At 67.0% G+C, this 26000-nt stretch carries 24 protein-coding genes and 2 tRNA genes; 13 read left to right on the forward strand and 13 right to left on the reverse strand.

Annotation, left to right across the window (positions count from 1 at the left end; all coding sequences use genetic code 11):
• Positions 1-12 precede the first annotated feature (12 nt).
• The 5 genes from CY652_RS10105 to fdxA form a co-directional block, all read right to left on the reverse strand.
• On the reverse strand, positions 13-939 hold the full coding sequence (locus CY652_RS10105; RefSeq protein WP_102130571.1) for a hypothetical protein: 927 nt from the start codon (positions 937-939) through the stop codon (positions 13-15).
• 141 nt (positions 940-1080) lie between these two features.
• Positions 1081-2280, reverse strand: coding sequence for a Fic family protein (locus CY652_RS10110; protein WP_102130572.1), 1200 nt, complete (start codon positions 2278-2280; stop codon positions 1081-1083).
• Positions 2281-2601: 321 nt separating this feature from the next.
• Positions 2602-2677: transfer RNA gene (locus tag CY652_RS10115), tRNA-Asn, on the reverse strand.
• A 69-nt stretch (positions 2678-2746) separates the two neighbouring features.
• Positions 2747-2822: transfer RNA gene (locus CY652_RS10120), tRNA-Asn, on the reverse strand.
• 102 nt (positions 2823-2924) lie between these two features.
• Entirely contained in the window at positions 2925-3248 is a 324-nt protein-coding gene (fdxA, locus tag CY652_RS10125) for a ferredoxin FdxA (RefSeq protein ID WP_102130573.1), read from the reverse strand.
• A gap of 304 nt (positions 3249-3552) precedes the next feature.
• On the opposite strand from fdxA, the gene pncB reads away from it, so the two are divergent.
• From pncB to CY652_RS10150, 4 genes are read left to right on the forward strand one after another with little or no spacing between them, the layout of a single operon-like run.
• Positions 3553-4755, forward strand: a complete 1203-nt coding sequence (pncB, locus tag CY652_RS10135; protein ID WP_102130574.1) for a nicotinate phosphoribosyltransferase — start codon at positions 3553-3555, stop codon at positions 4753-4755.
• Entirely contained in the window at positions 4752-6224 is a 1473-nt protein-coding gene (locus CY652_RS10140; RefSeq protein WP_102130575.1) for a sodium:proton antiporter, read from the forward strand. The genes pncB and CY652_RS10140 overlap by 4 nt, the downstream gene beginning before the upstream one ends.
• Positions 6225-6284: 60 nt before the next feature.
• Positions 6285-7274 (forward strand): 2-hydroxyacid dehydrogenase, encoded by a 990-nt coding sequence (locus CY652_RS10145; RefSeq protein WP_102130576.1) that lies wholly within the window; start codon positions 6285-6287, stop codon positions 7272-7274.
• Positions 7275-7288: 14 nt separating this feature from the next.
• Positions 7289-8755, forward strand: coding sequence for a DNA recombination protein RmuC (locus CY652_RS10150; protein ID WP_374703648.1), 1467 nt, complete (start codon positions 7289-7291; stop codon positions 8753-8755).
• A 52-nt stretch (positions 8756-8807) separates the two neighbouring features.
• On the opposite strand, the gene CY652_RS10155 is transcribed toward CY652_RS10150, so the two are convergent.
• From CY652_RS10155 to CY652_RS10180, 6 genes are all read right to left on the reverse strand, one after another.
• Positions 8808-9329 (reverse strand): GNAT family N-acetyltransferase, encoded by a 522-nt coding sequence (locus CY652_RS10155; protein ID WP_102130703.1) that lies wholly within the window; start codon positions 9327-9329, stop codon positions 8808-8810.
• Entirely contained in the window at positions 9329-9616 is a 288-nt protein-coding gene (locus tag CY652_RS10160) for a hypothetical protein (protein ID WP_102130578.1), read from the reverse strand. The genes CY652_RS10155 and CY652_RS10160 overlap by 1 nt, the downstream gene beginning before the upstream one ends.
• 68 nt (positions 9617-9684) lie before the next feature.
• Positions 9685-10980 carry a molybdopterin molybdotransferase MoeA gene (gene moeA / locus CY652_RS10165; protein WP_102130579.1) on the reverse strand — a complete coding sequence of 432 codons (1296 nt, stop codon included), beginning with the start codon at positions 10978-10980 and terminating at the stop codon, positions 9685-9687.
• Positions 10981-11070: 90 nt separating this feature from the next.
• Positions 11071-11685 carry a molybdenum cofactor guanylyltransferase MobA gene (gene mobA, locus CY652_RS10170; protein WP_102130580.1) on the reverse strand — a complete coding sequence of 205 codons (615 nt, stop codon included), beginning with the start codon at positions 11683-11685 and terminating at the stop codon, positions 11071-11073.
• Between the two features lie 11 nt (positions 11686-11696).
• A complete protein-coding gene (gene moaA, locus CY652_RS10175) occupies positions 11697-12809 on the reverse strand; it encodes a GTP 3',8-cyclase MoaA (RefSeq protein ID WP_102130581.1) in 1113 nt (370 codons plus the stop codon).
• 182 nt (positions 12810-12991) lie between these two features.
• A complete protein-coding gene (locus CY652_RS10180; RefSeq protein ID WP_102130582.1) occupies positions 12992-16147 on the reverse strand; it encodes an Rne/Rng family ribonuclease in 3156 nt (1051 codons plus the stop codon).
• A gap of 771 nt (positions 16148-16918) precedes the next feature.
• Between CY652_RS10180 and CY652_RS10185 the strand changes: the two genes are divergently transcribed.
• Genes CY652_RS10185 through CY652_RS10200 form a run of 4 tightly spaced genes read left to right on the forward strand, consistent with a single transcriptional unit; the run spans position 16919 to position 20065 of the window.
• Positions 16919-17947, forward strand: a complete 1029-nt coding sequence (locus tag CY652_RS10185; RefSeq protein ID WP_102130583.1) for an RluA family pseudouridine synthase — start codon at positions 16919-16921, stop codon at positions 17945-17947.
• A 23-nt stretch (positions 17948-17970) separates the two neighbouring features.
• On the forward strand, positions 17971-18630 hold the full coding sequence (locus CY652_RS10190; RefSeq protein WP_102130584.1) for an HAD-IIIA family hydrolase: 660 nt from the start codon (positions 17971-17973) through the stop codon (positions 18628-18630).
• A complete protein-coding gene (locus tag CY652_RS10195) occupies positions 18627-19034 on the forward strand; it encodes a Rieske (2Fe-2S) protein (RefSeq protein WP_180970516.1) in 408 nt (135 codons plus the stop codon). The genes CY652_RS10190 and CY652_RS10195 overlap by 4 nt, the downstream gene beginning before the upstream one ends.
• A gap of 17 nt (positions 19035-19051) precedes the next feature.
• Complete coding sequence (locus CY652_RS10200; RefSeq protein WP_102130586.1) at positions 19052-20065, forward strand: S49 family peptidase; 1014 nt, start codon at positions 19052-19054, stop codon at positions 20063-20065.
• Positions 20066-20081: 16 nt separating this feature from the next.
• Here CY652_RS10200 and CY652_RS10205 read toward each other — a convergent pair whose 3' ends face one another.
• Both CY652_RS10205 and CY652_RS10210 read right to left on the reverse strand, forming a co-directional pair.
• Entirely contained in the window at positions 20082-20801 is a 720-nt protein-coding gene (locus CY652_RS10205; protein WP_102130587.1) for an SAM-dependent methyltransferase, read from the reverse strand.
• Positions 20798-21436, reverse strand: coding sequence for a Maf-like protein (locus CY652_RS10210; protein WP_102130588.1), 639 nt, complete (start codon positions 21434-21436; stop codon positions 20798-20800). Before CY652_RS10210 ends, CY652_RS10205 begins: the two co-directional genes overlap by 4 nt.
• Before the next feature lie 316 nt (positions 21437-21752).
• Between CY652_RS10210 and CY652_RS10215 the strand changes: the two genes are divergently transcribed.
• The 5 genes from CY652_RS10215 (at position 21753) to fabD (ending at position 25974) form a co-directional block, all read left to right on the forward strand.
• Positions 21753-22406 (forward strand): DUF177 domain-containing protein, encoded by a 654-nt coding sequence (locus CY652_RS10215; RefSeq protein ID WP_102130704.1) that lies wholly within the window; start codon positions 21753-21755, stop codon positions 22404-22406.
• Between the two features lie 113 nt (positions 22407-22519).
• Complete coding sequence (gene rpmF / locus CY652_RS10220) at positions 22520-22699, forward strand: 50S ribosomal protein L32 (protein WP_102130589.1); 180 nt, start codon at positions 22520-22522, stop codon at positions 22697-22699.
• 124 nt (positions 22700-22823) lie between these two features.
• Positions 22824-23927, forward strand: a complete 1104-nt coding sequence (plsX, locus tag CY652_RS10225) for a phosphate acyltransferase PlsX (RefSeq protein ID WP_102130590.1) — start codon at positions 22824-22826, stop codon at positions 23925-23927.
• Positions 23927-24916 (forward strand): beta-ketoacyl-ACP synthase III, encoded by a 990-nt coding sequence (locus CY652_RS10230; RefSeq protein ID WP_102130591.1) that lies wholly within the window; start codon positions 23927-23929, stop codon positions 24914-24916. Before plsX ends, CY652_RS10230 begins: the two co-directional genes overlap by 1 nt.
• A gap of 125 nt (positions 24917-25041) precedes the next feature.
• Positions 25042-25974: an ACP S-malonyltransferase gene (gene fabD / locus CY652_RS10235; protein ID WP_102130592.1), complete on the forward strand. Its 933-nt coding sequence runs from the start codon at positions 25042-25044 to the stop codon at positions 25972-25974.
• The last annotated feature ends 26 nt before the right edge of the window (positions 25975-26000 follow it).

Consider the following 26000-nt stretch of genomic DNA (forward strand, 5'->3'; position numbering starts at 1 on the left):
GGGTGGTCTGTGTTATTTCGCGAGAGGGTGACGGTATAGACGATCACCGACCAGGTCGTCGGAGCCCCAGTTATAAAAGGCATCGAGCCGTTGAGCGAGCGGATGCGAGGCAATCGCTGTTTGTCGATTGAGGGGGGCGTATAGCTCAACGGCATCGCGATTCTTGAACAGGTACAGCAGGCTGTTCGCGAGCACATCTGCGGCTAGGACCAATCCATCGCTATCCGGGACGGTTTCGATGCTCAAGCCCTTCACAACCGGGGATATTTTCAGTTCGTCAGGCCACTGGACGGATGTCGTGATCGAGCCCTTCACAACCTGTTTCGTCAGGGTGTCAAAACCCTTGGTCTTGATGACTTCCGGATCGTCATTCAGCAGTTCCTTCGCCACCTGTTCGAATTGTTTCACGATAGGTGTGTCGACTTGATCCGTGCGGATTTCCACATCCACCCGGTTCTGCTTTCGTTCGAGAAGAAAGGCGACCAGGTGCGAATACAGGCCGGAGAAAAGCGCCACATGCATAGAGGGAACGTCGACCCGCGGACTGCCACGCTTGACCCTTGGCTCTGCGTCGCCACGTGCGGCCTTTATTGCGGCCGCGCTTTGTTGCAGTGCTAGCTGTTGATCCATGTGGAATTGGTGAAACCCCTCGACGTGTATCGCATACCAGAAGCACGGCAACCAATATTGACGGATGGCTGCGTAGAGTTCTTCGCGTAGGGCCTGCTGTTGGTCGGTATCCAGATCGGCAATATGCAGCTTGCCCGAAGACGGGGCATATTTTTGCGCAATGGAATCGAAGGCGGGTTTGACCTTTCCAATTTCGGATTCGGGAACCAGAATACCGGCAAAGACGCCAACCTCACCAGGATATGCCTCTCCGCGATCGGCATAACCCTTCGAACCTGACTCATCACTATAAAGAAATACTTTGGCCATCTTGTTTTCTCATATGTGGTCGTGCACAGCACATGGCGTGAACTTTTGATTCACGCTGGCATCGCGGAAAAAGATCTGTGCACCGTAGTTCGCGTCTTTGCCTCATGCTCGGAGCACTGCCCGAGTAATGTAAAGCAAATGTTACTTATCGAGTGTGGTAGAGGGGGTGGGCAATGGGTCCGTGCCTTCACTGAGTATGGCGAGGTAGCGGCGATAGCCGAAGACACGACCGCGCTTGCGGCCCGTTACTTCCTCGACGACCTGGAGTCGCTCGAGGTCGGCGAGCGCAGAATTGATCGTAGGAGCGCTCAGGCCGGTACGTTCAACAAGTACGTTGGCAGTGAGGAACGGATTCTGCTGTAGCAACTCGTGGATGCGTAGGGCAGAACTGGCGCGCTCGCTTTCAGCCGTGATGCGTTCGCGATCTTCCTTGAAGAGGGCGACGATGCGCGTGGCAGCATCGAAGGCCTGATTTGCCGTCTCGGCGACCCCATCGAGGAAAAACTCGAGCCACGGCTCCCAAGCGCCGCGCTCGCGTACTTCCTGCAGTAGTCGGTAGTAGTCCGCCCGATGCGTTTTCAGGTAAAGGCTCAGATAAAGCAGCGGCGAGCGCAATACCCCGTGTACGTTCAAGAACAGGGTAACCAGAAGCCGTCCGATACGACCATTGCCGTCGAGGAACGGGTGAATGCTCTCGAACTGGACATGGAGCAGGCCAGCTTTGATGATTGTCGGCAGGCGTGAACGGTCTTCGTGCATGAATCGCTCAAGCGCATCGAGGCAAGTATCGAGTTCGTTGACCGGGGGCGGCACATACAAGGCATTGCCCGGTCGCGTGCCGCCGATCCAGTTTTGCGAGCGGCGAAATTCGCCGGGGCTTTTCGAGCCACCTCTGCCGTTCTGCAGCAGGCGGGCATGCATTTCGCGGATCAGTCGTAAGGACAGCGGCAGGGTTTGGAGTCGATCCAACCCGTACATCATGGCATCGACATAGTTCGACACCTCGCGAATGTCGTCGATGGGCTGACCCGCCTGCGCTTCGGTTTCGAAGCGAAGGAGATCCGTCAGCGTTGATTGAGTACCTTCGATCTGGGACGAGAGGACGGCTTCCTTTCGTACATACATGTAGAGGAAGAGCTCTTGGCGGGGAAGGAGCATGGTGATGCCATCCAACCGCCCGAGCGCTCGCTCGGCGAGGCTCAGCCGTTCGAGTAGGCCCAAGATGTCGATCGGCGGCTCCGGTGGCAAAGCGGGTGGCACAAAGGTGCGCACGGTCTCTCCGCCCACAGCGGTTTCGACGAAGCGGCCAAGCCGGGTATTCGTTGAGTTCTGGTCAGTCATGCGGAAATTATGGCCGCCGACTCTTATTTAAACAAGGTGCCGTTTATTTAAATAACGGTGAGGCTTAGGTAAGCTGGCTTAAATAAGAACCTGCTGGCTAACTTGGGCGCTCTGAGTCTTCGTCCGCCGGTTTCGTGATTGCTAAACCAGAGGCAGTCCGTCGCGGAAATGCAACGTTCGTCGAAATGGAGGGGAGATGTGGGTGGCGCCGTGGCGGGTTCAACGGGCGTTGAACCTTGGACTGTTTTTTCTGCGTTGAACCTTCGTTGAACCTTTGCAAAAGAAAAGGGGTTGCGTCTACACGCAACCCCTTGATTTCTTTGGCTCCCCGACCTGGGCTCGAACCAGGGACCTACGGATTAACAGTCCGGCGCTCTACCGACTGAGCTATCGGGGAACAGCGATACGGCAACTTTTCGGCGACATGAAAAAGCCCGTCGCGTGAACGGGCTCTTGCGTATTTCTTTGGCTCCCCGACCTGGGCTCGAACCAGGGACCTACGGATTAACAGTCCGGCGCTCTACCAACTGAGCTATCGGGGAACAACAAAAGCCAAGAACGAGATTCTATGGTGCGGGCGAAGGCCTGTCAACAGGCCGGCGGCGGCGCGCGGCCTGGGCCGCGCCCGGCACGGCCGGGAACAATCAGCGCGCGAGCAGCGCGAGCTTGTCCTTCACGTCCTTGAATTCGTCGGCTTCGGGCAGCGCGGTCTTGGTCTTCGTGATGCTGGGCCAGCCCTTCGCAAGTTCGGCGTTCAGCGCGATGAACGTCTGCTGGTCGCCCGGCACGTCTTCTTCCGCGTAGATGGCGTTCACCGGGCATTCGGCGACGCACACGGCGCAGTCGATGCACTCGTCCGGATCGATCGCGAGGAAGTTGGGACCTTCGCGAAAGCAGTCCACCGGGCACACATCGACGCAGTCGGTATAGCGGCACTTGATGCAGCTTTCGGTCACAACGTGGGTCATTCAGGCAACTCCTGCATGCAGTATCGGGGAGATATTTGGGGGCGGCGAAACGCCAGGACCGATATTGTAACGTAACGGGAAATGTCCCATCCAGACGCGCACGCGCGCGCTTAGATCGTTTCGTGATTAGTTTATGGGCGCCGGCGGGCCGCGCAGGCCCCCGTTCCGCCGCCCGCCGTGCCGGAGTGTCCGATGAGCCCGGACGCATTCGGGTAACATGGGGGCACACCAGAAGGCGCGTCCCGACACCGCACCGCCGCGGCCCGGCGCCCGTTTCGTCCGATCGCAGTCCGGCCCGTCCATCATGACCATTACCTCGCTGCTCGACACCGACCTGTACAAGTTCACGATGATGCAGGTGGTCCTGCATCATTTCCCGGCCGCGCACGTCGAATACCGCTTTCGCTGCCGCACGCCCGGCGTCGACCTCGTGCCCTACGTCGACGAGATCCGCGCCGAGGTGGCCTCGCTCTGCACGCTGCGCTTCACCGACGCGGAGCTCGACTATCTGCGCCAGTTGCGCTTCCTGAAAAGCGACTTCGTCGATTTTCTCGCGCTTTTCCATCTGAACGAAAAGTGCATTTCGATCCGGCCGTCGGAGAAGGGCAACGGCGAAATCGACATCGAGATCAAGGGACCGTGGCTGCACACCATTCTCTTCGAGATTCCGGTGCTCGCCGTCGTCAACGAGGTCTATTTCCGCAACACGCAGCAGCAGCCGCAGTACGGGGAAGGGCGCGAGCGGCTGGACCGCAAGATCGGGCTGCTCGGCGCGAAGCCCGAGTTCGCCGACTGCAAGATCGCCGACTACGGCACGCGGCGGCGCTTCTCGAAGGACTGGCACGAGGAGGTGATTCTCACGCTGAAGTCCGATCTCGGGCCGCAGTTCGCCGGCACGAGCAACGTGTTTTACGCGATGAAGCACGGCCTCACGCCGCTCGGCACGATGGCGCACGAGTACCTGCAGGCCTGCCAGTCGCTCGGCCCGCGCCTGCGCGATTCGCAGATCTTCGGTTTCGAAATGTGGGCCAAGGAGTACCGGGGCGACCTCGGCATCGCGCTGTCGGACGTCTACGGCATGCGGGCGTTCCTGCGCGACTTCGACATGTATTTCTGCAAGCTGTTCGACGGCGCGCGCCACGACTCGGGCGATCCGTTCGAGTGGGGCGAGCGGCTCATCCGGCACTACGAGGAGAACCGCTGCGATCCGCGCACCAAGGTGCTCGTGTTCTCCGACGCGCTCGACATCCCGAAGGTGATCGAGCTCTACGAGCGTTTTCGCGGACGCTGCAAGCTCGCGTTCGGCGTCGGCACGAACCTGACCAACGACCTCGGCTACCGGCCCCTGCAGATCGTCATCAAGATGGTTCGCTGCAACGGGCAGCCGGTCGCCAAGCTGACCGACTCGCCGGGCAAAAACATGTGCGAAGACAAGGCCTATCTCGCCTATCTGCGCCAGGTGTTCGGCATCGAGACGCCGGTCGAGGAAGAACTTTCCTCGAAATGAGGCCCGCGACTGGCTGCCGGCCAGCACGGCGACGGGCTGGAAGCATCGGGCTCGCGCTTGCCGCCGCCGGCGCCGGCTGGCCGTCTCTCGCGAGCGCGGCGCCGGTCGACGGCGCCGCGCTCTGCGCGTTCTGGGGGTTGCCGTTCGCCGGCATGCTGCTTTCGATCGCGATCGGCCCGATGCTCGCGCCCGTGCTCTGGCATCGCCATTTCGGCAAGGTTGCCGCCGCCTGGGCGCTCGCGTTCCTGCTGCCGTTCGCGGCCGCGCACGGCGCGCCGGCCGCGCTCGCGCTGTTCGCCCATGCGCTCGTCGACGAATACGTGCCGTTCATCGCGCTCATCGGCGCGCTCTACACGGTGGCGGGCGGCATTTGCGTGCGCGGCAACCTGCACGGCTCGCCGCGTACGAACACGGCGATACTCGCGCTCGGCACGGCGCTCGCGAGCATCATGGGCACGACGGGCGCGGCGATGCTGCTGATCCGGCCGCTGCTGCGGGCCAACGACAACCGCCGGCACGTCGTGCACGTGGTCGTGTTCTTCGTCTTCCTCGTGGCGAACGCGGGCGGGTTGCTCTCGCCGCTCGGCGATCCGCCGCTCTTTCTCGGCTTCCTGAACGGCGTGGGCTTTTTCTGGACCACGCGGCATCTCCTCGTGCCGATGCTGTTCGTCTGCGGCGTGCTGCTCGCGCTGTTCTACGCGCTCGACGCCTGGTACTTCCGCCGCGCGGACGAGGCCGGACCGCCCGCGCGCGACCCGACGCCGGACACGCACGGGCCGCGGCACGGGCTGCGCATCGAAGGCAAGGTCAATTTCGCGCTGCTCGCGGGCGTGGTCGGTCTCGTGCTGATGAGCGGTCTCTGGAAGCCGGGCGTTACGTTCGCGCCGCTCGGCGTGCCGCTCGCGCTGCAGAACGCGGTGCGCGACGCCGGACTGGTCGCGCTGGCGCTGGCTTCGCTCGCGCTCACGCCGAAGCGCGCGCGCTCGGGCAACGACTTCGACTGGGCGCCGATCGCCGAGGTCGCGAAGCTGTTCGCCGGCATCTTCACGACGATCGCGCCCGTCATCCTGATGCTGCGCGCCGGCGCCGCCGGTCCGTTCGCGGGCCTCGCGCACCTCGTGAACGACGCGTCGGGCGGCCCCGACAACGTCATGTACTTCTGGGCGACGGGTCTCCTCTCGTCGTTCCTCGACAACGCGCCCACCTACCTCGTGTTCTTCAACCTGGCCGGCGGCGACGCGCCGACGCTGATGACGTCGGGCGCCCCGACGCTCGCGGCGATCTCGGCCGGCGCCGTGCTGATGGGCGCGAACACCTACATCGGCAACGCGCCGAATTTCATGGTGAAAGCCATCGCCGAATCGCGGGGCATTCGCATGCCGGGTTTCTTCGGCTATCTTCTCTGGTCGGGCGCCGTGCTGGTTCCGGTGTTCGCCGTGGCGACCCGGCTGTTTTTCCTGCGCGCGTAGCAGGAGGGCGTGGACGAACGTCTACGCGTTCGAGGTTCAAAACACATGGAGAGTGGAGCAATGCAAAAAATTCTGGTGGCCTGTCCGATTTTTCCCGACGTGATCGAGCGGCTCAAGCAATACTTCGAAGTCGACTGGAACAACGGCGAGACGCTGCCGCCCGACGTGTTCAGGCAGCGGATCGCCGACAAGGACGGCGCGCTGACCGCGGGCGAGCGCGTCGACGCCGCGGTGCTCGCCGCCGCGCCGAAGCTCAGGGCCGTGGCCAACCTGGCCGTCGGCTACAACAACTTCGACATGGCCGCTTTCAACGCGTCCAACGTGGTCGGCACCAATACGCCCGACGTGCTCAACGAAACCACGGCCGACTTCGGCTGGGCGCTGATGATGGCGACCGCGCGCCGGATCGCGGAATCCGAGCACTGGCTGCGCGCGGGCCACTGGCGCAAGTGGTCCTACGACGGCTTTCTGGGCGGGGACATTTACGGCGCGACGCTCGGCGTCATCGGCATGGGCCGCATCGGCCAGGCGCTCGCGCGGCGCGCGCGCGGCTTCGACATGCAGGTGATCTATCACAACCGCTCGCGCGTCGCGCCGCAGATCGAGGCCGAGCTGAACGCACGGTATGTTTCGAAAGAGGAGCTGCTGCGCCGCGCGGACCACGTCGTGCTCGTGTTGCCGTACACGCCCGAGAGCCATCACACGATCGGTGCCGCCGAGCTCGCGCTGATGAAGCCCTCGGCGACGCTGACCAACATCGCGCGCGGCGGCATCGTGGACGACGCGGCGCTGGCCGACGCGCTGCGCGAGCGGCGCATCGCGGCGGCGGGGCTCGACGTGTTCGAAGGCGAGCCGGCCGTGAATCCGGCGCTGCTCACCGTGCCCAACGTCGTCCTGACGCCGCACATCGCGAGCGCGAGCGGGGCGACGCGTCGCGCCATGGCGAATCTCGCCGCGGACAACCTGATCGCCGCGCTGGGCGAGGGCCCTAACGCCGGCCAGCCGCCGACGCCGATCAACCCCGGCGTGCTCGGGAAGGCGCGTTCATGAGCCCGTTGCTGTCGATGTCCGTCGCGACGCTCGTCGTCGCGCTCGCGTTGCTCGTCTCGCTTTTCGCGCTCGCGCGCGGACGTCGAGACGAAACGGGCGCGCGCGCGCTCGAAGAACTCGGCCGGCGCGTGGCCGGCGCGGCGGATGTCCAGGCGCAGGCCGCCGAGCGCATCGAGCGCGAATTGCGCAACGAGATCGCGCGTACGGCGCAGGCTTCGCGCAGCGAGTTCGGCAGCGGCTTTGCGCAGTTCCAGCAGGCGCTCGCGGCCCAGTTGACGAGCATCGCCACGGTGCAGAACAACCAGATCGAGGGCTTTGCGCAGCAACTCGTCAAGCTGACCGAAACGAACGCGCAGCAGCTCGAGGCGGTGCGCCAGAGCCTGCAGCAGCAGGCCCAGCAGGCGCGCGAGGAACAGGGCACGGCGCTGCGGCATTTCGGCAATCAGCTCGTTCAGCAGCTCGCGCAGCTAACCGAGGCGAACGACCGGCGCCTTGTCGAGGTGCGCGCGACGCTCGAGCAGCGTCTGAAGGACATCGAGGCCAACAACGCGGCCAAGCTCGAGGAAATGCGCCGCACCGTCGACGAGAAGTTGCACGCGACGCTCGAACAGCGCCTCGGCGAATCGTTCAAGCTCGTGTCGGACCGGCTCGAACAGGTGCATCGCGGGCTCGGCGAGATGCAGACGCTGGCCGCGGGCGTCGGCGACCTGAAGAAGGTGCTGACCAACGTGAAGACGCGCGGCACCTGGGGCGAAGTGCAGCTCGAGGCGCTGCTCGAGCAGATACTGACGCCCGATCAGTACGCGAAGAACGTCGCGACGGTGCCGAAGAGCAACGAGCGCGTCGAGTTCGCGATCCGGCTGCCGGGCCGCGCCGACGCGGGCGACGCGGCCACGCCGGTGTGGCTGCCGATCGACGCGAAATTCCCGCGCGAGGACTACGAGCGCCTGATCGACGCGCAGGAGCGCGCCGACACGGCGGCCATCGACGAGGCGGGCCGGGCGCTCGAGACGCGGGTGCGGGCCGAGGCGCGCACCATCGCCGAGAAATACGTGGCGCCGCCGCACACGACCGATTTCGCGCTGCTGTTCCTGCCGACCGAGGGGCTCTACGCGGAGATCCTGCGGCGTCCGGGCCTGACCGACCTGCTGCAGCGCGACTATCGCGTCACGGTGGCGGGGCCGACCACGCTGACGGCGCTGCTCAACAGCCTGCAGATGGGCTTCCGCACGCTCGCGATCGAGCGGCGTTCGAGCGAGGTGTGGCAGGTGCTCGGCGCAGTGAAGACGGAGTTCGGCAAGTTCGGCGACGTGCTCGCGAAGACGAAATCGCAACTGGAGACGGTCGCGCGTTCGATCGAGGCGGCCGAGGTGCGCACGCGCGCGATGAGCCGCAAGCTGCGCGACGTCGAGGCGTTGCCCGGAGACGAGGCGGGGACGCTGCTCGGCGACGATACGGCCGGCAACGGCGACGACGCTTGAGGCAGGGCATCGCGACGGACGGGGAAAACGCGATGTTTTCCCCGTCGTGCCGTCAGCGCTCGATCCCGCCGGCCGTCGTCTGTGGCGCGGGGCCGGCGCCGGCCAGCCGCGCGAGCGCGTCGTCGGTCACGCGCACGACGCGCCAGTCGGGCAACACGGTCGCGCCCATTTTCTCGTAGAAGTCGATGGCCGGCTGGTTCCAGTCGAGCACCGTCCATTCGAAGCGACCGCACTGGCGCTCGACGGCGAGCGCCGCGAGCCGGCGCAGCATCGCCGTGCCGAGGCCGCCGCCGCGCTGCGCCGGCTGCACGTAGAGGTCTTCGAGATACAGCCCGCGACGGCCGAGAAAGGTCGAATAGTTGTGAAAGTAGAGCGCGTAGCCGACGATCCGGCCGTGCACCTCGGCGACGAGCGCCTCGGCCGGCGCGCGCGGACCGAACAGCGCGTCGCGCACGCCATCCTCGGTGGCGACGAACAGGTGCGTGAGCTTTTCGAATTCGGCCAGCTCGCGCATCAGCGCGAAGAGCGCACCGACGTCGGCGGGCGCGGCCGCGCGGAGGGTGGGGGGCGTCATCACGCTTCTTCCGGCGCGTCGGAGAGCTGGATCTCGATGCCGCCGAAGCGCGACGCGACCCAGTTGTAGGCGTGGCACGCGATCCACAGCAGGACGAAGCCGAGAATCGCGTTGAGCAGCAGCGCGCTGAAGATCGTACTGAAGATCGTGCCCAGCTCGATCGAGCCGTTGCGCACGAACGCCACCAGGATGCCGAGGACCACGATGGGCACGCTGAAGGTCAGGTACACGAGGATGAGCGCCTTGGCGGTCTGTCCCGGCGCGATGTACGAGATTTGTTTTTTCATCTGGGTCGATCCGTGGGGCACGGCGGGTCCGTTGCGATGGATAAGCGGGAAGTGAGGGACGCGACGGCCTAGACGAGCCCGTCGAACAACATGATGTCGACGGGCTCGCCGGCATCGAGGTCGGATTGGTCGTGCGCGAGCACGATGAAGCAGTTGGCCGCGCTCATCGTGCTGAGCGCGCCCGAGCTTTGCGAGCCCGTCGGCGCGACGTGCCAGCGGCCGGCAGCGTCGCGCGCGGCGAGTCCGCGCTGGAATTCGGTGCGGCCCGCGCGCTTGCGGATCGCCGTGTCGCAGACCGCCGCGACGAGCGGCACGGGCTGCGGCTCGGCGCCGGAGAGCGCGATGAGCGCCGGGCGCACGATCTGGTAGAACGTGACCATCGTCGCGACCGGATTGCCGGGCAGGCCGAAGAACAGCGCGCCGCGGCCTTCGCCGGGCCGCGCGCCGGACCAGATCCGGCCGAACGCGAGCGGCCGGCCGGGCCGCATGGCGAGGCTCCAGAACGCGACGTCGCCGTGCTCCTGCAACCGGGCGCGCGTGAAGTCGGCCTCGCCGACCGAGACGCCGCCCGAGGTGATCACGACGTCGGCGCTTTCGGCCGCGCTGCGCAATGCGGCGTCGAGCGCGGCCGGCTCGTCGCGCACGATGCCGAGGTCGAGCGTATCGACGTTGAGCCGACGCAGCATCGCGTGCAGCGTGTGGCGGTTGCTGTCGTAGATGGCGCCCGCTTCGAGCGGCTGGCCCGGCGAGCGCAGTTCGTCGCCCGTCGAGAAGAACGCGACGCGCGGCCGGCGCCGCACGCCGACTTCGCCGATGCCGAGCGAGGCGACGAGCCCGATGTCGGGCGCGCGCAGCAAACGTCCCGCGCGCAATGCCGCATGGCCGGCCGCGAGATCCTCGCCCGCGCGGCGACGGTTCGCGCCGCGCGCGACGGCCGAGGCGGGGAACGACACCGTGTCGCCCGCGCGTTCGGCCAGTTCCTGGGGCACCACGGTGTCGCAACCTGCGGGCATCGGCGCGCCCGTCATGATTCGCACGCAGGCGCCGGCCGCCACGTCGTCGCGGAACGGATGGCCGGCGAAGGCTTTGCCCGCCACGGCCAGTTTCACCGTGTCGCCTGTCGCGACGAGCGCGGTGCCGTCGAACGCATAGCCGTCCATGGCCGAGTTGTCGTGCGCGGGCACGTCGATGGGCGAGACGATGTCGCGCGCGAGCACGCGGTCGAGCGCATCGACCAGCGGGACGCGCTCGCTGGCCGAAAGCGGGCTCACCCATTGGAGCACGATGGCCTGGGCGGCACTGACGGGCAAGGCGTGAGGGTCGTACTGGGCGATGCAGCCGGACAAGTTGTTGAGCGTGGTCATGGGATGGAGGGGCGTCGCATCCGTGCGCGGCGGGCTTTCGCGCCTCGCGGAACTGCGATGTCCGGCAGCCGCCGGCAGGCGGAACGGGCGTCAGGCGCGTTCGAAGCCGGCAAGCTCCTGCAAAGAGTTGATATTGTAAAACGCGCGTTCGTCGGCAAAGTCGACTTCGGTGGCCCTGTGGCGCGCGTACCACGCGCGGACCTTGCGCTCGCCGGCCGCGAGCGAGGCGGCGAGATCGGCCGCGAGCGAGGTGCGCAGCAGGGCGAACACCGGATGCAGCGACGGCTGTCCGTCGGCGGCGCGGGTGCGTACCGTCGCGATGTCGGCCGGTTGGTCGTCGAGCGCCGCGGCGAGGCGCGCGGCGAGGTCGGCGGGTAACCACGGCGAGTCGCAGGGCGCGGTGAGCAGCCAGTCCGTGCGGGCTGCCTGCAGTCCCGCGAGCAGGCCGGCAAGCGGGCCCGGATAGTCGGGTAGCGAATCGCCGACCACCGTGGCGCGCCACGGCGTGCCGAGCGTCGCGTATTCGTCGCGATGACGGTTCGCGCTGATCAGGAGCGCGCCGACCTGCGGCGCGAGCCGTTCGACGACATGGACCGCGAGCGGCTTGCCGCGCAGCGTCTGCAGGCCCTTGTCGAGGCCGCCCATGCGCTGGCCGCGGCCGCCGGCCAGCACGAGCCCGGTGATGGAAGACGCGGGGATGGGCATGGGGCGCGTTGTCAGCCGCCGATGTAGGACATCTCGATGCGGCGCGCGCTGCCGGTCTCTTGCGCGGTCCGGCTGCCGCGCAATTGCGAGTAGCGGTCGGCGCGCGCTTCCCAGACGTGTGCGAGCGTCGCGCCGATGAGGGCGTCGTCGGTGCCGTTACGCAGCAGCGCGCGCAGATCGTAGCCGGCCGACGCGAAGAGGCACAGATAGAGCTTGCCCTCGGTCGAGAGCCGCGCGCGCGTGCAGTTCGTGCAAAAGGCACGCGTGACGCTCGAAATCACGCCGATTTCGCCCGCGCCGTCCGCATAGCCCCAGCGCTGGGCGGTTTCGGCGGCGCTGTGCGGCTCGAGCGGCACGAGCGGGTAGTGGGCGTCGATTTTCTCGATCACGTCCGCCGACGACAGCACTTCGGCCATGTTCCAGCCGTTCGACGTGCCGACGTCCATGTACTCGATGAAGCGCAGCACCGCGCCGGAGCGGCGGAAGTGCCGGGCCATCGGCACGATCTCGCTGTCGTTGGTGCCGCGCTTGACGACCATGTTGACCTTCAGCGGCGCGAGGCCGGCCGCCTGCGCCGCCTCGATGCCGTCGAGCACGTCGCTTACCGAAAAGTCGGCGTCGTTCATGCGACGAAATAGCGCATCGTCGAGCGCGTCGAGACTGACGGTCACGCGCGCGAGGCCGGCGTCCTTCAGCGAGCGCGCCTTGCGGCCGAGCAGCGCGCCGTTGGTGGTCAGCGTCAGGTCGAGCGGCTGCCCGTCGGGCGTTTCGAGCAGGGCGAGCCGTTCGATCAGGAATTCGATGTTTTTGCGCAGCAGCGGCTCGCCGCCGGTCAGGCGGATCTTGGTTACGCCGTGCGCGACGAAGATGCGGGCGAGGCGTTCGATTTCCTCGAACGTGAGCAGCGCGGCATGGGGCAGGAACGGGTAGTCCTTGTCGAACACGGCGCGCGGCATGCAATAGACGCAGCGGAAGTTGCAGCGATCCGTGACGGAGATGCGCAGATCGCGCAGCGGTCGCGCGAGCGTATCGCGCACGACGCCTCCCGGCATCCGGAGGGAGCCGGCCACGAGGGGCGGCGCGAGCGTGCTCGCGTCGGCAACCGGGATGATGCGTCGGGACATGATGAGTGGAGTCGGATTATTCATCTATTTTAGCCGAACGGCCGCGGCCGCCCATTGCCATTGCGAGGTGGCATGTGGCCGTTTCCCGGAGCCGGCATGAAAAAGCCCGCCTCGAAGGGCGGGCTTTGAGCCGGATTAGCCCACCGTCCCGGATTTTGCGATCCAGTCCGGCGGGTCCGGAATCAATGGCGGGTCGTTTCGACCTGCTGCATCGGCGCGCTGTCGACCGGCGGCAGCGGCTTGCGTTCGCGGGGCGCGCGCGTCGGCTTGACCGTCTGGGCCGCGGCTTCCTGGGCGAGACGCAGTTTTTCCGCGTCGGTGTTCACCCAGACGAGGCCGGCCGTTTCGAGCATCGGCTGCAGGGCTTCCTGCGAGAGGCCGTTGGCGCGGGCAGCCGGCTCGGCCGTGACGCGCGGCGCGGCCGCTTCGATCCCGGCGACGGACGACGGCTCGACGGCCGGTGCGATCGGTTGGGCCGATTGTGCTGGTTGGGCCGATTGTGCCGGTTGTGCCGGTTGCCAGGCCGCGGGGGCGGCCGTAGCCGATTGCTGCGTCGTGACGGCGACTTCGGCTTCGGGCACGACCGGGGCTTCATGGACGGGCGCCGGGGCTGCCGCCGGAAGGGCCGGTGCTTCGGGCGCCGTCGTCGTTGCGACCGGGGCCGGCGGCACGACCGCTTCGATGGCCGGGTTCGCTTCGATTTGGGGCGCGGGCGTCGTCTCGACCGGCGTCGCCACTTGCGCTCCGTCTTCCGTGGCGACCGGCAGGGCGGTCACGACGGCGGGTGCCGCGGACGGCGCGCTGGCGGCTTCGCTTGCCGTGGCGTCGGACGTCGGCGCTTCGGGGGCCGTAGTCACGGATTCGGCTTCGCCGGCGACAGCGGTTTCCTGCGCGTCAGCAACGTCCGTATCGCTTTCGCCGGTAACCGACGTCGCGTCGACGCTTTCCGTCTCGCGATCACGACGGCCACCGCGGCGACCGCGACGGCGGCGACGGCGCTCTTCGCTCTCGCGCGGCGTGGCCGCGTCCTCGTCGGTCGGCGGCACGTTGTCGGCCGCGCCGGCCTGCTGGGCCGCGGCTTCGAGCGTTGCCACGTCGTTGCGCGTTTCGAGCGCGTCGGCCGCTTCCTGCTGCGGGCGACGGCTGCCGCGTTCGCCACGCTCGCGGCGCGGTTCCTGACGTTCGCCGCGCGCCGTGGCTTCGGTCGCCTCGGCGCGTTCCTGGCCCCGCTCGACGCGTTCGATGCGTTGCGGTTCGCGGCCGCCGCGCGTTTCGCGCTCGCCGCGACCTTCGCGCGGTTCACGGTTGCCGCGCGGCTCGCGGCCTTCCCGGCTTTCGCGTGCTTCGCGGGAGACGTCCCGACCTTCGCGCGGCTCGCGTTCCTGGCGCGGAGCCGACTGGCCCTGGCCCTGGCGCTGCCCGCCGGTCGATTCGCCGCGGCCGGCCGCGGCGTCGCGGTTGCCCCGACGGTTGCGGTTGTTGCGATCGCCGTTGCCGCTGCGTTCCGCTGGGCGCTCGCCACGGCTTTCGCGCGCGGTTTTCTCGGGTTGAGCGACCGGGGTCGGGGCGGGCGCGGGAGCGGTGGTATGGCCGCCGCCGAACAGGCCCTTGAGCCAGCCGACGAACCCGCCGCTTGCCGGCACGGCCGCCGGGACTGCCGGCGGCGCAATCGCGACGGCCGTTTCGGCGGCCTTGCTGGCCGACGGGGCTGGCGCCGGCCGCTCCGGCGTAATGCCCTTGACGGCCGCTTCCTGCTTCGGCTTCGTTTCGGCGGTGCGCTTGCTGTAGCCGGTTTCGGACTCCAGTTCGTGGGCCGCTTCCTCGGCCATCTTCCACGAGGCGCGCGGGTCGTCGAGGCGCGCGTCGTCGTGGCGCAGGCGCTCGAGCTTGTAGTGCGGCGTTTCGAGATGCTTGTTCGGGATCAGGACGACATTGACCTTGAAGCGCGATTCGATCTTGTTGATTTCCGAGCGCTTCTCGTTGAGCAGGAAGGCGGTCACTTCGACGGGCACCTGGCAGTGGATTGCCGCGGTGTTCTCCTTCATCGCTTCTTCCTGGATGATCCGCAGCACCTGGAGCGCGGACGATTCCGTGTCGCGGATGTGGCCGGTGCCGTTGCAGCGCGGGCAGGTGACGTGGCTGCCCTCGGAGAGCGCCGGGCGCAGCCGTTGGCGCGACAGCTCCATCAGGCCGAAGCGCGAGATCTTGCCCATCTGCACGCGTGCGCGGTCGTGGCGCAGCGCGTCCTTCAGGCGCTGCTCGACTTCGCGCTGGCTCCGCGCCGACTCCATGTCGATGAAGTCGATCACGATCAGGCCGCCCAGGTCGCGCAGGCGGAGCTGGCGGGCTACTTCGTCGGCGGCTTCGAGGTTGGTGCGCGCGGCGGTTTCCTCGATGTCGGCGCCCTTGGTCGCGCGCGCCGAGTTCACGTCGATCGCGACGAGCGCTTCCGTGTGGTCGATCACGATCGCGCCGCCCGAGGGCAGCGGCACCGTGCGCGAGTACGCGGTCTCGATCTGGTGCTCGATCTGGAAGCGCGAAAAGAGCGGGACGTCGTCGTGGTAGCGCTTCACCTTGCCGACGTTGTCCGGCATCACGATGTCCATGAAGGCGCGCGCCTGGTCATGGATTTCGGACGTGTCGATCAGGATTTCGCCGATGTCGGGCTGGAAATAGTCCCGGATCGCGCGGATCACGAGGCTCGACTCGAGGTAGATCAGCATCGGCTGGCCGGCCTGGCCGGCCACCGAGGCGGACTCGATGGCGCGCCACAACTGCATCAGATAGTTCAGGTCCCACTGGAGCTCTTCGGCGCTGCGGCCGATGCCGGCCGTGCGCGCGATGATGCTCATGCCCTCGGGCAGCTCTAACTGCCCCATGGTTTCGCGCAGTTCCTGACGGTCGTCGCCCTCGATGCGGCGCGAGACGCCGCCGCCGCGTGGGTTGTTCGGCATCAGCACGAGGTAGCGGCCGGCGAGCGAGATGAACGTGGTGAGCGCCGCGCCCTTGTTGCCGCGCTCCTCCTTCTCGACCTGGACGATCAGCTCCTGGCCTTCCCGAAGCGCGTCCTGGATGCGCGCGGAGCGCATGTCCACGCCGTCGCGGAAGTACTGGCGGGCGACTTCCTTGAACGGCAGGAAGCCGTGGCGGTCCTCGCCGTAGTTGACGAAACAGGCCTCGAGCGACGGCTCGATGCGCGTGACGATGCCCTTGTAGATATTGCCTTTGCGCTGCTCGCGCCCGGCGGTTTCGATGTCGATGTCAATCAGTTTCTGACCGTCGACGATGGCGACGCGCAGTTCTTCCTGCTGCGTCGCGTTGAACAGCATACGTTTCATTGAACGGCTCCAGAGCGGCAGGGGCCGGCCCGCGTCCACCCCGGCGAGGAAAGCCGGATCGGGGCGCAAGGGGCCGCGGCATGCCGCGCCTTATCGTGTTTAAACAGCACGCTGGAGCAGGAACGATGGCGGGGAGAATTGCCTTCAGAGTGCCCGGTCCTCACGACGTCTTGCCATGGACGGGGCCGCAGGGGCGCATGCGAATACGGCTTCAAACAGCGGCCAGACTTGACGCGGGAGCACGACGCCGGGGTCTCCCGCCTTGCGGCGCCTGGGTTTCCGCGGGCGCGAATGGCGCGCCGCCGGCAGGCTCGCAGGGCTTGCGCGCGACAGGGCCGCGCGCGGGAAACGCCCCGGAAACGTTCGTCTCTCCCCCTCAGGGTGTCTTGCCTCACTTGACGTCGCCATGTCCCGCACGTTGCCGCGGGACGCTTCGGGCGCACGCCGTATTTTCGCCACCGGCGGGTTCCGGCGCGCTCACTTCGAGCGCGCGGCGCAACTCGCCGGGTAAATTCTTTGTACCAACATTCCGTTACCGTCGGAACCGATCCCGGCCGAACGTGCCTGCGGGCGCCGTCCCTGCCGGATGCGGGATCCGTGCGTGCAACTCGTTGCATCTTGGTGTTGCGGGGCGAGCAACAGACCCCGGGCGCAAGTAAAATAACGGTTTATCGCTTGCTGCCTGCGCAGTTCGCGCGGCGTGACCGCCTTCCGGAAGTTTCCCGAAGGCCAGGCTGCCTGCCGCAGTGCGCTGGGCAAATTATATTCAGAATGAAAGGGTTAGGCAAAATTTCCCAGAATCAGGTCGCAAGCGATCAGGTTTCGTTCGTCGAAATCGACGACGGCGCCGCCGGGCAACGGATCGACAATTTCCTCGTGCGCGTCTGCAAGGGCGTGCCGAAAAGCCATATTTACCGGATTCTGCGTAGCGGCGAAGTCCGCGTGAACAAGGGTCGCGTCGACGCGCAGTACCGGCTCGCCAGCGGCGACGTGGTGCGCGTGCCGCCGGTGCGCACGGCGCAGGCGACCGATGTCCCGATGGCGGCGCCCGTGCCCGCCGCGCACTTTCCCTTACTGTACGAGGACGACGCGCTCCTCGTCATCGACAAGCCGGCCGGCGTCGCCGTCCACGGCGGCAGCGGAGTGGCGTTCGGGGTGATCGAGCAGATGCGCGCAACGCGTCCGCAGGCCCGTTTCCTCGAACTGGTGCATCGGCTGGACCGCGAGACCTCGGGCATCCTGATGCTCGCGAAGAAGCGTGCCGCGCTCGTCGGGTTGCACGAGCAGATCCGCGAAAACCGTATGGATAAGCGCTACTACGCCTGCGTGCACGGCGAGTGGGCGGCCGACTGGGGGCGTCGCCGCGCGGTCCGCGAGCCGCTCCACAAGTATCTGACCCCGGAGGGCGAGCGGCGCGTGCGCGTGCAGCCCGACGGGCTGGCTTCGCACACAGTGTTCAACCTCGTCGAGCGCTGGCCCGGCTACGCGCTCCTGGAGGCCGAACTCAAGACCGGCCGCACGCACCAGATCCGGGTTCATCTGGCTCACCTCGGCCTGCCGATCGTCGGCGACGCGAAATACGGCGATTTCCCGCTGAACAAGGCGCTCGCACGCGCGAGCGCGCGGCCCGGCATCAAGCGGATGTTCCTGCATGCCCACCGGCTCCGGCTTGCCCATCCGCTGACCGGCGAAGCCCTGCAATTCGAGGCGCCGCTGCCGGCGGAATGCCGGCGGTTCGTTGACGAACTGAAAGCGTTGTGCGACACCGGCCCGCCGGCCGGTATCGCGCAATCAGATTAAAGACCGTTTGGAGAGGGAGCCGCATGCCCCGACAGCAATTTGACCTGATCGTGTTCGACTGGGACGGCACGCTGATGGATTCGACTGCGCACATCACGCGCAGCATTCAGGCGGCCTGCCGCGACCTCAGCCTGCCGGTGCCGGACGACGCCGCCGCGAGTTACGTGATCGGGCTCGGCCTGCGCGAGGCGTTGCAGATCGCGGCGCCGACGCTCGATTCGGCCGACTATCCGCGCCTCGTCGAGCGCTACCGCGTGCACTATCTGCTCAAGGACCAGCAGATCGAGCTTTTCGACGGCGTGCGGGACATGCTCGTGGAGTTGCGCGAGGCAGGCTACCTGCTCGGCGTCGCGACGGGCAAGAGCCGCGTCGGGCTCAATCGGGCGCTCGACCAGGCGCATCTGACGAGCGTTTTCGACGGCACCCGCTGCGCCGACGAGACGTTCTCGAAGCCGCATCCGGCCATGCTCCAGGAACTGACCCGCGAGTTGGGACAGGACCCGTCGCGTACCGTGATGATCGGCGACACGACGCACGACCTGCAGATGGCGATCAACGCGGGCGTGGCCGGCATCGGCGTCACCTACGGCGCGCATCCGTCCGATTCGCTCGCGGCGCTTTCGCCTCGGTTCGTCGCGCCGAGCGTGAGCGCGCTGCTCGACTGGCTGAGGGCGCACGCGTGAGCGCCGACGGGCCCGAAGTCGTGCGCGTGTGCGCCGCCGCCGAACTCGTGGACGGCGGCGCGGGTCGCCGTCTGGCGGCGCGATATGGCGACGGCGATGCCGTGGTGTTCTTCGTGCGCTACGGCGGCGAACCTTACGGTTATCTGAACCGCTGCGCCCACGTGCCCATGGAACTCGACTGGGTCGAGGGGCAGTTTTTCGACGCCTCGGGCCTCTACCTCGTGTGTGCGACGCACGGCGCGACCTACGAGCCCGACACGGGCCGGTGCGTCGGCGGGCCGTGCCGCGGTGGCCGGCTGCGGCCGGTACGCGTGGAAGAGCGCGACACGCCCGAAGGGCGTGCGGTATTCTGGCTGCCGGCCGGCGATCTGCGTCCGCTCGTCCCCGGCTCCGACCTCCACTAACCTCCAATCCGCGCCGCATGCCCGAGAACCTGACACCCGAAAACAACGAACCGCCCGCCGGCCGTCCGCTTCCCGCGTCGGGGTATCCCGGCCAGCCCGCCGGATGGGAGCGCGAGGCGCTCGAGCGTATTGCGCTGGCCGCGATTCACGAACAGCGCGCGGCGCGGCGCTGGAAGATTTTTTTCCGCTTCGCGTTCCTGGCGGTGCTGCTGCTCCTCGTCTGGAGCGTGCTGGACGTTTCCGGCACCCACGTGTCGAGCGGCGGCCGCCATACGGCGGTGGTGTCGCTCGACGGCGAAATCTCGGCCGATTCGCCGGCCAATGCCGAGGACATCGATTCCGCGCTCGACAACGCGTTCTCGGACCCGGGCACGGCCGGCGTCATCCTGCAGATCAACAGTCCCGGCGGCAGCCCGGTGCAGGCGGGAATCATGAACAGCGAAATCTGGCGCCTGCGCAAGAAATATCCGGCCATCCCGCTCTACGTGGTGGTCGGCGACATGTGCGCCTCGGGCGGCTACTACGTCGCAGCGGCGGCGGACCGGATCTACGTCGACAAGGCCAGCATCGTGGGCTCGATCGGCGTGCTGATGGACGGGTTCGGCTTCACCGGCCTGATGAACAAGCTCGGCATCGAGCGCCGGCTGCGCACTTCCGGGGAGAACAAGGGCTTTTACGATCCGTTCTCGCCCGATACGCCGAAAATGGATGCGCACGCGCAGGAGATGCTCGACCAGATCCACCAGCAGTTTATCGACGCGGTGCGCGCGGGGCGCGGCCAGCGCCTGCACGAAACGCCCGACATCTTCTCGGGCCTGTTCTGGACCGGGCAGGAGAGCGTCGCGCTGGGTCTGGCCGACGGCTTCGGCGATACCGATTACGTGGCCCGCGAAGTCATCAAGGCGCCCGATCTCGTCGACTACACGGTCAAGCAGAGCCTGACCGACCGTGTGGCGCGCCGCTTCGGCGCGTCCATCGGTTCGGCCGCCGTGCACTCGCTCGTTTCGGGCTTCAATCTCTCGCTGCACTAAGGGCGCGAGGGCGCGCTCAGTGGGCGAGCAGCAGGAAGATCGCCGGCCGCTTGTGCAGTTCGATGGCCGGCGCCTTTTTCCAGTCCGCCACCGTGCGGTTCGCGATCGTTTCGCCGGGCAGCGTCAAGTCGACTGCGACGCAAACGAGCGTCGACGGCGCGCAGGTCGAGAGTAGCGCGTCGAGCAGCGCCCGGTTGCGGTAGGGCGTCTCGATGAAGATCTGGGTCTGCCTCGCCTTGCGCGACTGTTGCTCGAGTTCGCGCAGGCGCTTCGTCCGCTCGCCTGCGTCGACGGGCAGGTATCCGTGAAAGGCGAAGCTCTGGCCGTTGAGCCCGGAGGCCATCAGCGCGAGCAGGATCGAGCTGGGGCCGACGAGCGGCACGACCCGGATGCCGCGTTCGTGTGCCCGGCGCACGAGCAACGCGCCGGGATCGGCCACGGCCGGGCAACCGGCCTCCGAAACGAGACCCGTATCGACGCCGGCGAGCAGCGGCGCGAGCAGCCGGTCGATCTCGCCTGCCGGCGTATTGACGTTCAGTTCATGAATGTCGATTTCCTGAATCGGCCGTTCGGTGCCGATTCGCTTCAGGAACGCGCGCGTCGTTTTCGCGTTTTCTCCGATATAGCTCGTGAGCGAGCCCGCGCGGGCGCGCACGGGGCCGGGCAGCACGGCGGCGAGCGCGGTCTCGTCGCCCTCGCCGAGGGTGTTCGGAATCAGGTAGAGCACGCCCCTCATGGCGCCTTCTCCCAGAGCGGATAGCCGGCCGCGAGCAGTATCCGCGTCAGCGCGATCAGCGGCAGGCCGACGAGCGCCGTCGGATCGTCGGATTCGATCGCCTCGAGCAGCGCGATGCCGAGCCCTTCGGATTTGGCGCTGCCGGCCACGTCGTAGGGGCGTTCGGCATGCAGATAGGCGTCCAGTTGCGCGTCGGAGAGCGAGCGGAAACGGACCTTCGTGACGACGTCGACGGTGTCGGCCCGGCCCGTCGCGCTGTCGAGGAGGCACAGCGCGCTATGGAACGACACCTCGCGGCCGCGCATGGCCTGCAGTTGCGCCAGCGCGCGCTCGTGGGTGCCGGGCTTGCCGATTTGCCGTCCGTCGAACGTGGCCACCTGGTCGGAACCGATCACGAGCGTGCGGCTGTCGCCGGCGGGCAACCCCTGGGCCACGGCGCGCGCCTTGGCTTCGGCGAGGCGCAGCGCGGTCGCCTCGGGCGTTTCGCCGGCGAGCGGTGTTTCGTCGAGCGCCGGCACGGCGACTTCGAACGGAATCCGCAGCCGTTCGAGCAGCTCGCGGCGGTATCGCGAGCTCGAAGCGAGTACCAGCGCGGGCTGGCGGGCGAGGGGCGGGTTGGGGGGCGAGTCCTGCATGGGGCGATCCGGAGGCAGCGAAAGGGGAGGGTAACCGGCCGGCGACGGCGGGTTGTCGCCGGCTTGCGGTTACAGTCTTAAGTGTTTGACTCGAAAAGACAAAAAGGATATGATTTTGGGCTTTTCATCGGTGCGGCGGCGCGGATTGCGTGAATTTTGCCCGGATGGATTATTGGCTACGCAGTTTAAACGCGTACTTAAACCGCGTACTGCGCGCGTCCCGTGGAGTCGAGCAGTGTTGCCGGTAATGCGTGTCGCGGGCAGACGGCGGGCATGCGATGAAAAATGGCCATCCCCGCCGATGCAGGAGTTTCACATGACCGAACACCCTGGCCACTCTGGTAAATCGTCGGCCGTCGATCCGCGCGATGTCGACCTGTTCGAGTTCGCGCGCGGCGGTCGGGACGCGGCGGGCGCGTTGCGCTTGCAGGAACTGCCGCGCATGTTAAACGAAGTCCCGGCCGACGCGCCAGATTCGGACGCCGTGTTCGAGTGGCGGGCGGAAGGGGCGACGCAGCCGGAACTGCAGGACAACGGCGTCGAGGGGCCGCAGCCGTATTTGCGGCTGGCGGTTCACGGCAAGGCCTGGCTCGGATGCCAGCGGTGCCTCGCGCCGTACGGGCAGGCGTTCGACGTCGATGCCGTCTACCGGATCGTCGCGACGGAAGCGGAGGCGGACGAGTTTCCGCTCGACGACGATGAAGTCGAAGTGATCGTGGGTTCGCGCCATTTCGATCTCGTCGACTTGATCGAAGAGGAGTTGTTGCTGTCGCTGCCGCTCGTGCCGAAGCACGACGTCTGCCCGCAGGTGCACGAGAGTCTCGTCTCGGGCGCGGACGGTGCCGACGGCGTCGATTCGGTCGACGAGGTGCCGGAGGACGGGAGCGAACCCGACGACGAGGAGCGGCCGAATCCGTTCGCGGCGCTCGAGTCGCTCAAGAAAGAAAGCGGGTCCGGCAGCGAGCATTGAGTTGCCGCAGGTTATCGAGGTTAAGGTTAGCGCGATGCGGCCCCAGGCGATTCGCCAGGTGGCGGAGGCCGCATCGGGCTGTGTTAGAATCCGGAAAATTTTCAGGAGTTATCATGGCAGTCCAACAAAACAAGAAGTCGCCGTCCAAGCGCGGCATGCACCGCTCGCACGATTTCCTCACGACCACGCCGCTGGCGGTGGAGCCGGGCACGGGCGAAGTGCATCTGCGTCACCACATCAGCCCGAATGGCTATTACCGCGGCAAGAAAGTCGTCAAGACCAAGAACGACTAATCGCTCCGCGGCGCGGCACCCCAGGGTGCCGTGCACGGCGATCCGTTCGCTTGACATTTTCCCGGCTCGGTAAAAAGGCGGCATTCAACTGCCGCTTTTTTATGCCTGAAATCCGTCGCACTCCATGACTGTAACGCTCACGATAGATTGCATGGGTGGCGACCACGGTCCGTCCGTGACGGTGCCTGCCGCAGTCCAATTCGTCCGTTCCCACCCCGACGCGCGTCTCCTGCTCGTCGGCGTCGAGGCGGCAATTCGCGCCCAGTTGAAAAAGCTCAAGGCGCTGGACGACCCCGCGCTTGCCGTCGTGTCCGCCACCGAAGTCGTCGCCATGGACGATCCGGTCGAAGTCGCGCTGCGCAAAAAGAAAGATTCGTCGATGCGCGTCGCGCTCAACCGCGTGAAGGACGGCGAGGCCCAGGCTTGCGTGTCCGCGGGCAACACCGGCGCGCTGATGGCCGTGTCGCGCTACGTGCTGAAAACGCTGCCGGGCATCGAGCGCCCGGCGATCGCGTTCGCGATGCCCAATTCGCGCAGCTATACGACGATGCTCGACCTCGGCGCCAACGTCGACTGCGAGCCGCAGCACCTGCTGCAGTTCGCGGAGATGGGGCACGCGCTCGTGTCCGCCCTCGAGGGCAAGGAGCGCCCGACCATCGGTCTCCTGAACATCGGCGAAGAGGTTATCAAGGGCAACGACACGATCAAGCGCGCCGGCGAACTGCTGCGCGCAAGCACGCTGAATTTCTACGGCAACGTGGAAGGCAACGACATCTACAAGGGCACCGTCGACGTGATCGTCTGCGACGGCTTCGTCGGCAACGTCGCGCTCAAAACTTCCGAGGGCCTCGCGCAGATGCTCTCCGACATCATCAAGGAAGAGTTCGGCCGTTCGCTGCTCACGAAGCTCATGGCGCTCGCCGCGATGCCCGTGCTGATGCGTTTCAGGAGGCGCGTCGACCCCCGCCAGTACAACGGCGCGGCGCTGCTGGGCCTACGCAGCCTCGTTATCAAGAGCCACGGTTCGGCCGATGCCTACGCGTTTGAGTGGGCGATCAAACGCGGGTATGATGCCGTCAAAAACGGCGTGCTGGATCGCCTTGCACGCGCCATGGAAGAGAACGCCGGTTCTCTCGAACAGGCGGTGCGCGAATCGGGCGGCGGCTATCCCGGCCCGTTCGCCGGCCAGCCGGCCGAGCCCCGCGCCGCACTATCTCCGAAGGCATGATGGCTCAATCAACTATTTATTCCCGCGTGCTGGGCACGGGCAGTTACCTGCCGCCGCAGCGAGTGACCAACGACGAGCTGGCGCAGCGTCTCGCGAGCAAAGGGGTCGAGACGAGCGACGAATGGATCGTGGCCCGCACCGGCATTCACGCGCGCCATTTCGCGGCGCCCGACGTGCCGACGAGCGAGCTCGCCCTGATCGCTTCGCAGCGCGCCATCGAGGCCGCCGACGTCGATCCGCAGTCCATCGATCTCATCATCGTCGCGACTTCCACGCCCGACTACGTGTTTCCGAGCACGGCCTGCCTGCTGCAAAGCAAGCTCGGCATCCGCAATCACGGCGCGGCGTTCGACGTGCAGGCCGTGTGCTCCGGCTTCGCCTACGCGCTCGCCACGGCCGACAGCTTCATTCGCAGCGGCCAGCATCGCACCGCGCTCGTCGTCGGCGCGGAGACGTTCTCGAGGCTGCTCGATTTCAACGACCGCACGACCTGCGTGCTGTTCGGCGACGGCGCGGGCGCGGTCGTCCTGTCCGCCTCCGACCGGCCGGGCGTGCTCGCGAGCGCGCTGCACGCGGACGGCAGCTATGCGCCCATCCTGTGCACGCCGGGGCACGTGAGCGGTGGCGCGATCGCGGGCAATGCTTTCCTGCACATGGACGGGCAGGCGGTGTTCAAGCTCGCCGTCAACGTGCTCGACAAGGTGGCGCACGAAGCGCTCGAAAAGGCGCAATTGGCGCCGGACCAGGTCGACTGGCTGATTCCCCATCAGGCCAACATCCGCATCATGCAGGGCACCTGCCGCAAGCTCGGGTTGCCGCCGGAACGGATGATCGTGACGGTCGGCGAGCACGGCAACACGTCGGCGGCCTCCATCCCGCTCGCGTTCGACGTCGCCGTGCGCGACGGCCGCATCAAGCGCGGCCAGATCGTGCTCATCGAAGGGGTCGGCGGCGGTTTCACCTGGGGCGCATCCGTCATCCGTTACTGACACCGACCGTCTGTCGTTTGCCGACTGGCGGGCAGGTCGCGTTTTCGTCGTGGCCGGGTCTCGCGCAGGTTTTCGCGAGCGCGGCAAGGCGCATTCGGGAATGAGAAGATCGAATTAGGGACGATATGAAATTCGCGTTTGTTTTCCCCGGACAGGGGTCGCAATCCGTCGGAATGCTCAACGCTTTTGCCGACAACGCCGTGGTGCGCGAGACGCTGGAAGAGGCGTCCGACGCGCTCGGCCAGGACATCGGCAAGCTCATCGCCGAAGGGCCGGCCGAGGAACTCAATCTCACGACCAACACGCAGCCGGTCATGCTCACGGCTGCATGGGCCGTCTACCGCGCGTGGCAGCAGGCGGGCGGCCCGGCGCCGGCGATCGTCGCCGGTCACAGCCTCGGCGAATACACGGCGCTCGTCGCGGCCGGCGTGCTCGCGTTTCGCGACGCGGTGCCGCTCGTGCGCTTCCGCGCGCAGGCCATGCAGGGCGCGGTGCCCGTCGGCGAAGGCGGCATGGCGGCGATTCTCGGTCTCGACGACGACACGGTGCGCGCCGTTTGCGTCGAGGCATCGTCGGCCGGCGTCGTCGAGGCCGTGAATTTCAATGCGCCATCGCAGGTCGTGATCGCGGGCCACAAGGCGGCCGTCGAAAAGGCTTGCGAAGTCGCGAAGGAGAAGGGGGCGAAGCGCGCGCTGTCGTTGCCGGTGTCGGCGCCGTTCCACTCGTCGCTGCTCAAGCCCGCTTCGGACCAGTTGCGCGACTACCTGGCCGGCGTGACGCTGCGCGAGCCGGTCATTCCGGTCGTGAACAACATCGACGTCGCGATCGTGCGCGAGCCGGCCGCGATTCGCGACGCGCTCGTGCGCCAGGCCGCCGGCCCCGTGCGCTGGGTCGAATGCGTGCAGGCGATCGCCGCGCAGGGCGTGACGCAGGTGCTCGAATGCGGCCCCGGCAAGGTGCTCGCGGGTTTGACGAAGCGCATCGACGGCAACCTCACGGGCCTGTCGGTCGCCGATCCGGCTTCGCTCGACGAAGCGCTGAAACGGGTTGCGGCCTGATCTGGCCCGCGGCTTTGCACCAGGAA

This window comes from Burkholderia sp. WAC0059 (assembly GCF_002870125.1).
Lineage (GTDB): Bacteria > Pseudomonadota > Gammaproteobacteria > Burkholderiales > Burkholderiaceae > Paraburkholderia.

What these genes read in the sequence shown, in the direction of transcription:
- CY652_RS10105 (WP_102130571.1), bottom strand. Translation starts at nt 939, where the DNA reads ATGGCCAAAGTATTTCTTTATAGTGATGAGTCAGGTTCGAAGGGTTAT.
- CY652_RS10110 (WP_102130572.1), bottom strand. Translation starts at nt 2,280, where the DNA reads ATGACTGACCAGAACTCAACGAATACCCGGCTTGGCCGCTTCGTCGAA.
- fdxA (WP_102130573.1), bottom strand. Translation starts at nt 3,248, where the DNA reads ATGACCCACGTTGTGACCGAAAGCTGCATCAAGTGCCGCTATACCGAC.
- pncB (WP_102130574.1), top strand. Translation starts at nt 3,553, where the DNA reads ATGACCATTACCTCGCTGCTCGACACCGACCTGTACAAGTTCACGATG.
- CY652_RS10140 (WP_102130575.1), top strand. Translation starts at nt 4,752, where the DNA reads ATGAGGCCCGCGACTGGCTGCCGGCCAGCACGGCGACGGGCTGGAAGC.
- CY652_RS10145 (WP_102130576.1), top strand. Translation starts at nt 6,285, where the DNA reads ATGCAAAAAATTCTGGTGGCCTGTCCGATTTTTCCCGACGTGATCGAG.
- CY652_RS10150 (WP_374703648.1), top strand. Translation starts at nt 7,289, where the DNA reads ATGTCCGTCGCGACGCTCGTCGTCGCGCTCGCGTTGCTCGTCTCGCTT.
- CY652_RS10155 (WP_102130703.1), bottom strand. Translation starts at nt 9,329, where the DNA reads ATGACGCCCCCCACCCTCCGCGCGGCCGCGCCCGCCGACGTCGGTGCG.
- CY652_RS10160 (WP_102130578.1), bottom strand. Translation starts at nt 9,616, where the DNA reads ATGAAAAAACAAATCTCGTACATCGCGCCGGGACAGACCGCCAAGGCG.
- moeA (WP_102130579.1), bottom strand. Translation starts at nt 10,980, where the DNA reads ATGACCACGCTCAACAACTTGTCCGGCTGCATCGCCCAGTACGACCCT.
- mobA (WP_102130580.1), bottom strand. Translation starts at nt 11,685, where the DNA reads ATGCCCATCCCCGCGTCTTCCATCACCGGGCTCGTGCTGGCCGGCGGC.
- moaA (WP_102130581.1), bottom strand. Translation starts at nt 12,809, where the DNA reads ATGTCCCGACGCATCATCCCGGTTGCCGACGCGAGCACGCTCGCGCCG.
- CY652_RS10180 (WP_102130582.1), bottom strand. Translation starts at nt 16,147, where the DNA reads ATGAAACGTATGCTGTTCAACGCGACGCAGCAGGAAGAACTGCGCGTC.
- CY652_RS10185 (WP_102130583.1), top strand. Translation starts at nt 16,919, where the DNA reads ATGAAAGGGTTAGGCAAAATTTCCCAGAATCAGGTCGCAAGCGATCAG.
- CY652_RS10190 (WP_102130584.1), top strand. Translation starts at nt 17,971, where the DNA reads ATGCCCCGACAGCAATTTGACCTGATCGTGTTCGACTGGGACGGCACG.
- CY652_RS10200 (WP_102130586.1), top strand. Translation starts at nt 19,052, where the DNA reads ATGCCCGAGAACCTGACACCCGAAAACAACGAACCGCCCGCCGGCCGT.
- CY652_RS10205 (WP_102130587.1), bottom strand. Translation starts at nt 20,801, where the DNA reads ATGAGGGGCGTGCTCTACCTGATTCCGAACACCCTCGGCGAGGGCGAC.
- CY652_RS10210 (WP_102130588.1), bottom strand. Translation starts at nt 21,436, where the DNA reads ATGCAGGACTCGCCCCCCAACCCGCCCCTCGCCCGCCAGCCCGCGCTG.
- CY652_RS10215 (WP_102130704.1), top strand. Translation starts at nt 21,753, where the DNA reads ATGACCGAACACCCTGGCCACTCTGGTAAATCGTCGGCCGTCGATCCG.
- rpmF (WP_102130589.1), top strand. Translation starts at nt 22,520, where the DNA reads ATGGCAGTCCAACAAAACAAGAAGTCGCCGTCCAAGCGCGGCATGCAC.
- plsX (WP_102130590.1), top strand. Translation starts at nt 22,824, where the DNA reads ATGACTGTAACGCTCACGATAGATTGCATGGGTGGCGACCACGGTCCG.
- CY652_RS10230 (WP_102130591.1), top strand. Translation starts at nt 23,927, where the DNA reads ATGGCTCAATCAACTATTTATTCCCGCGTGCTGGGCACGGGCAGTTAC.
- fabD (WP_102130592.1), top strand. Translation starts at nt 25,042, where the DNA reads ATGAAATTCGCGTTTGTTTTCCCCGGACAGGGGTCGCAATCCGTCGGA.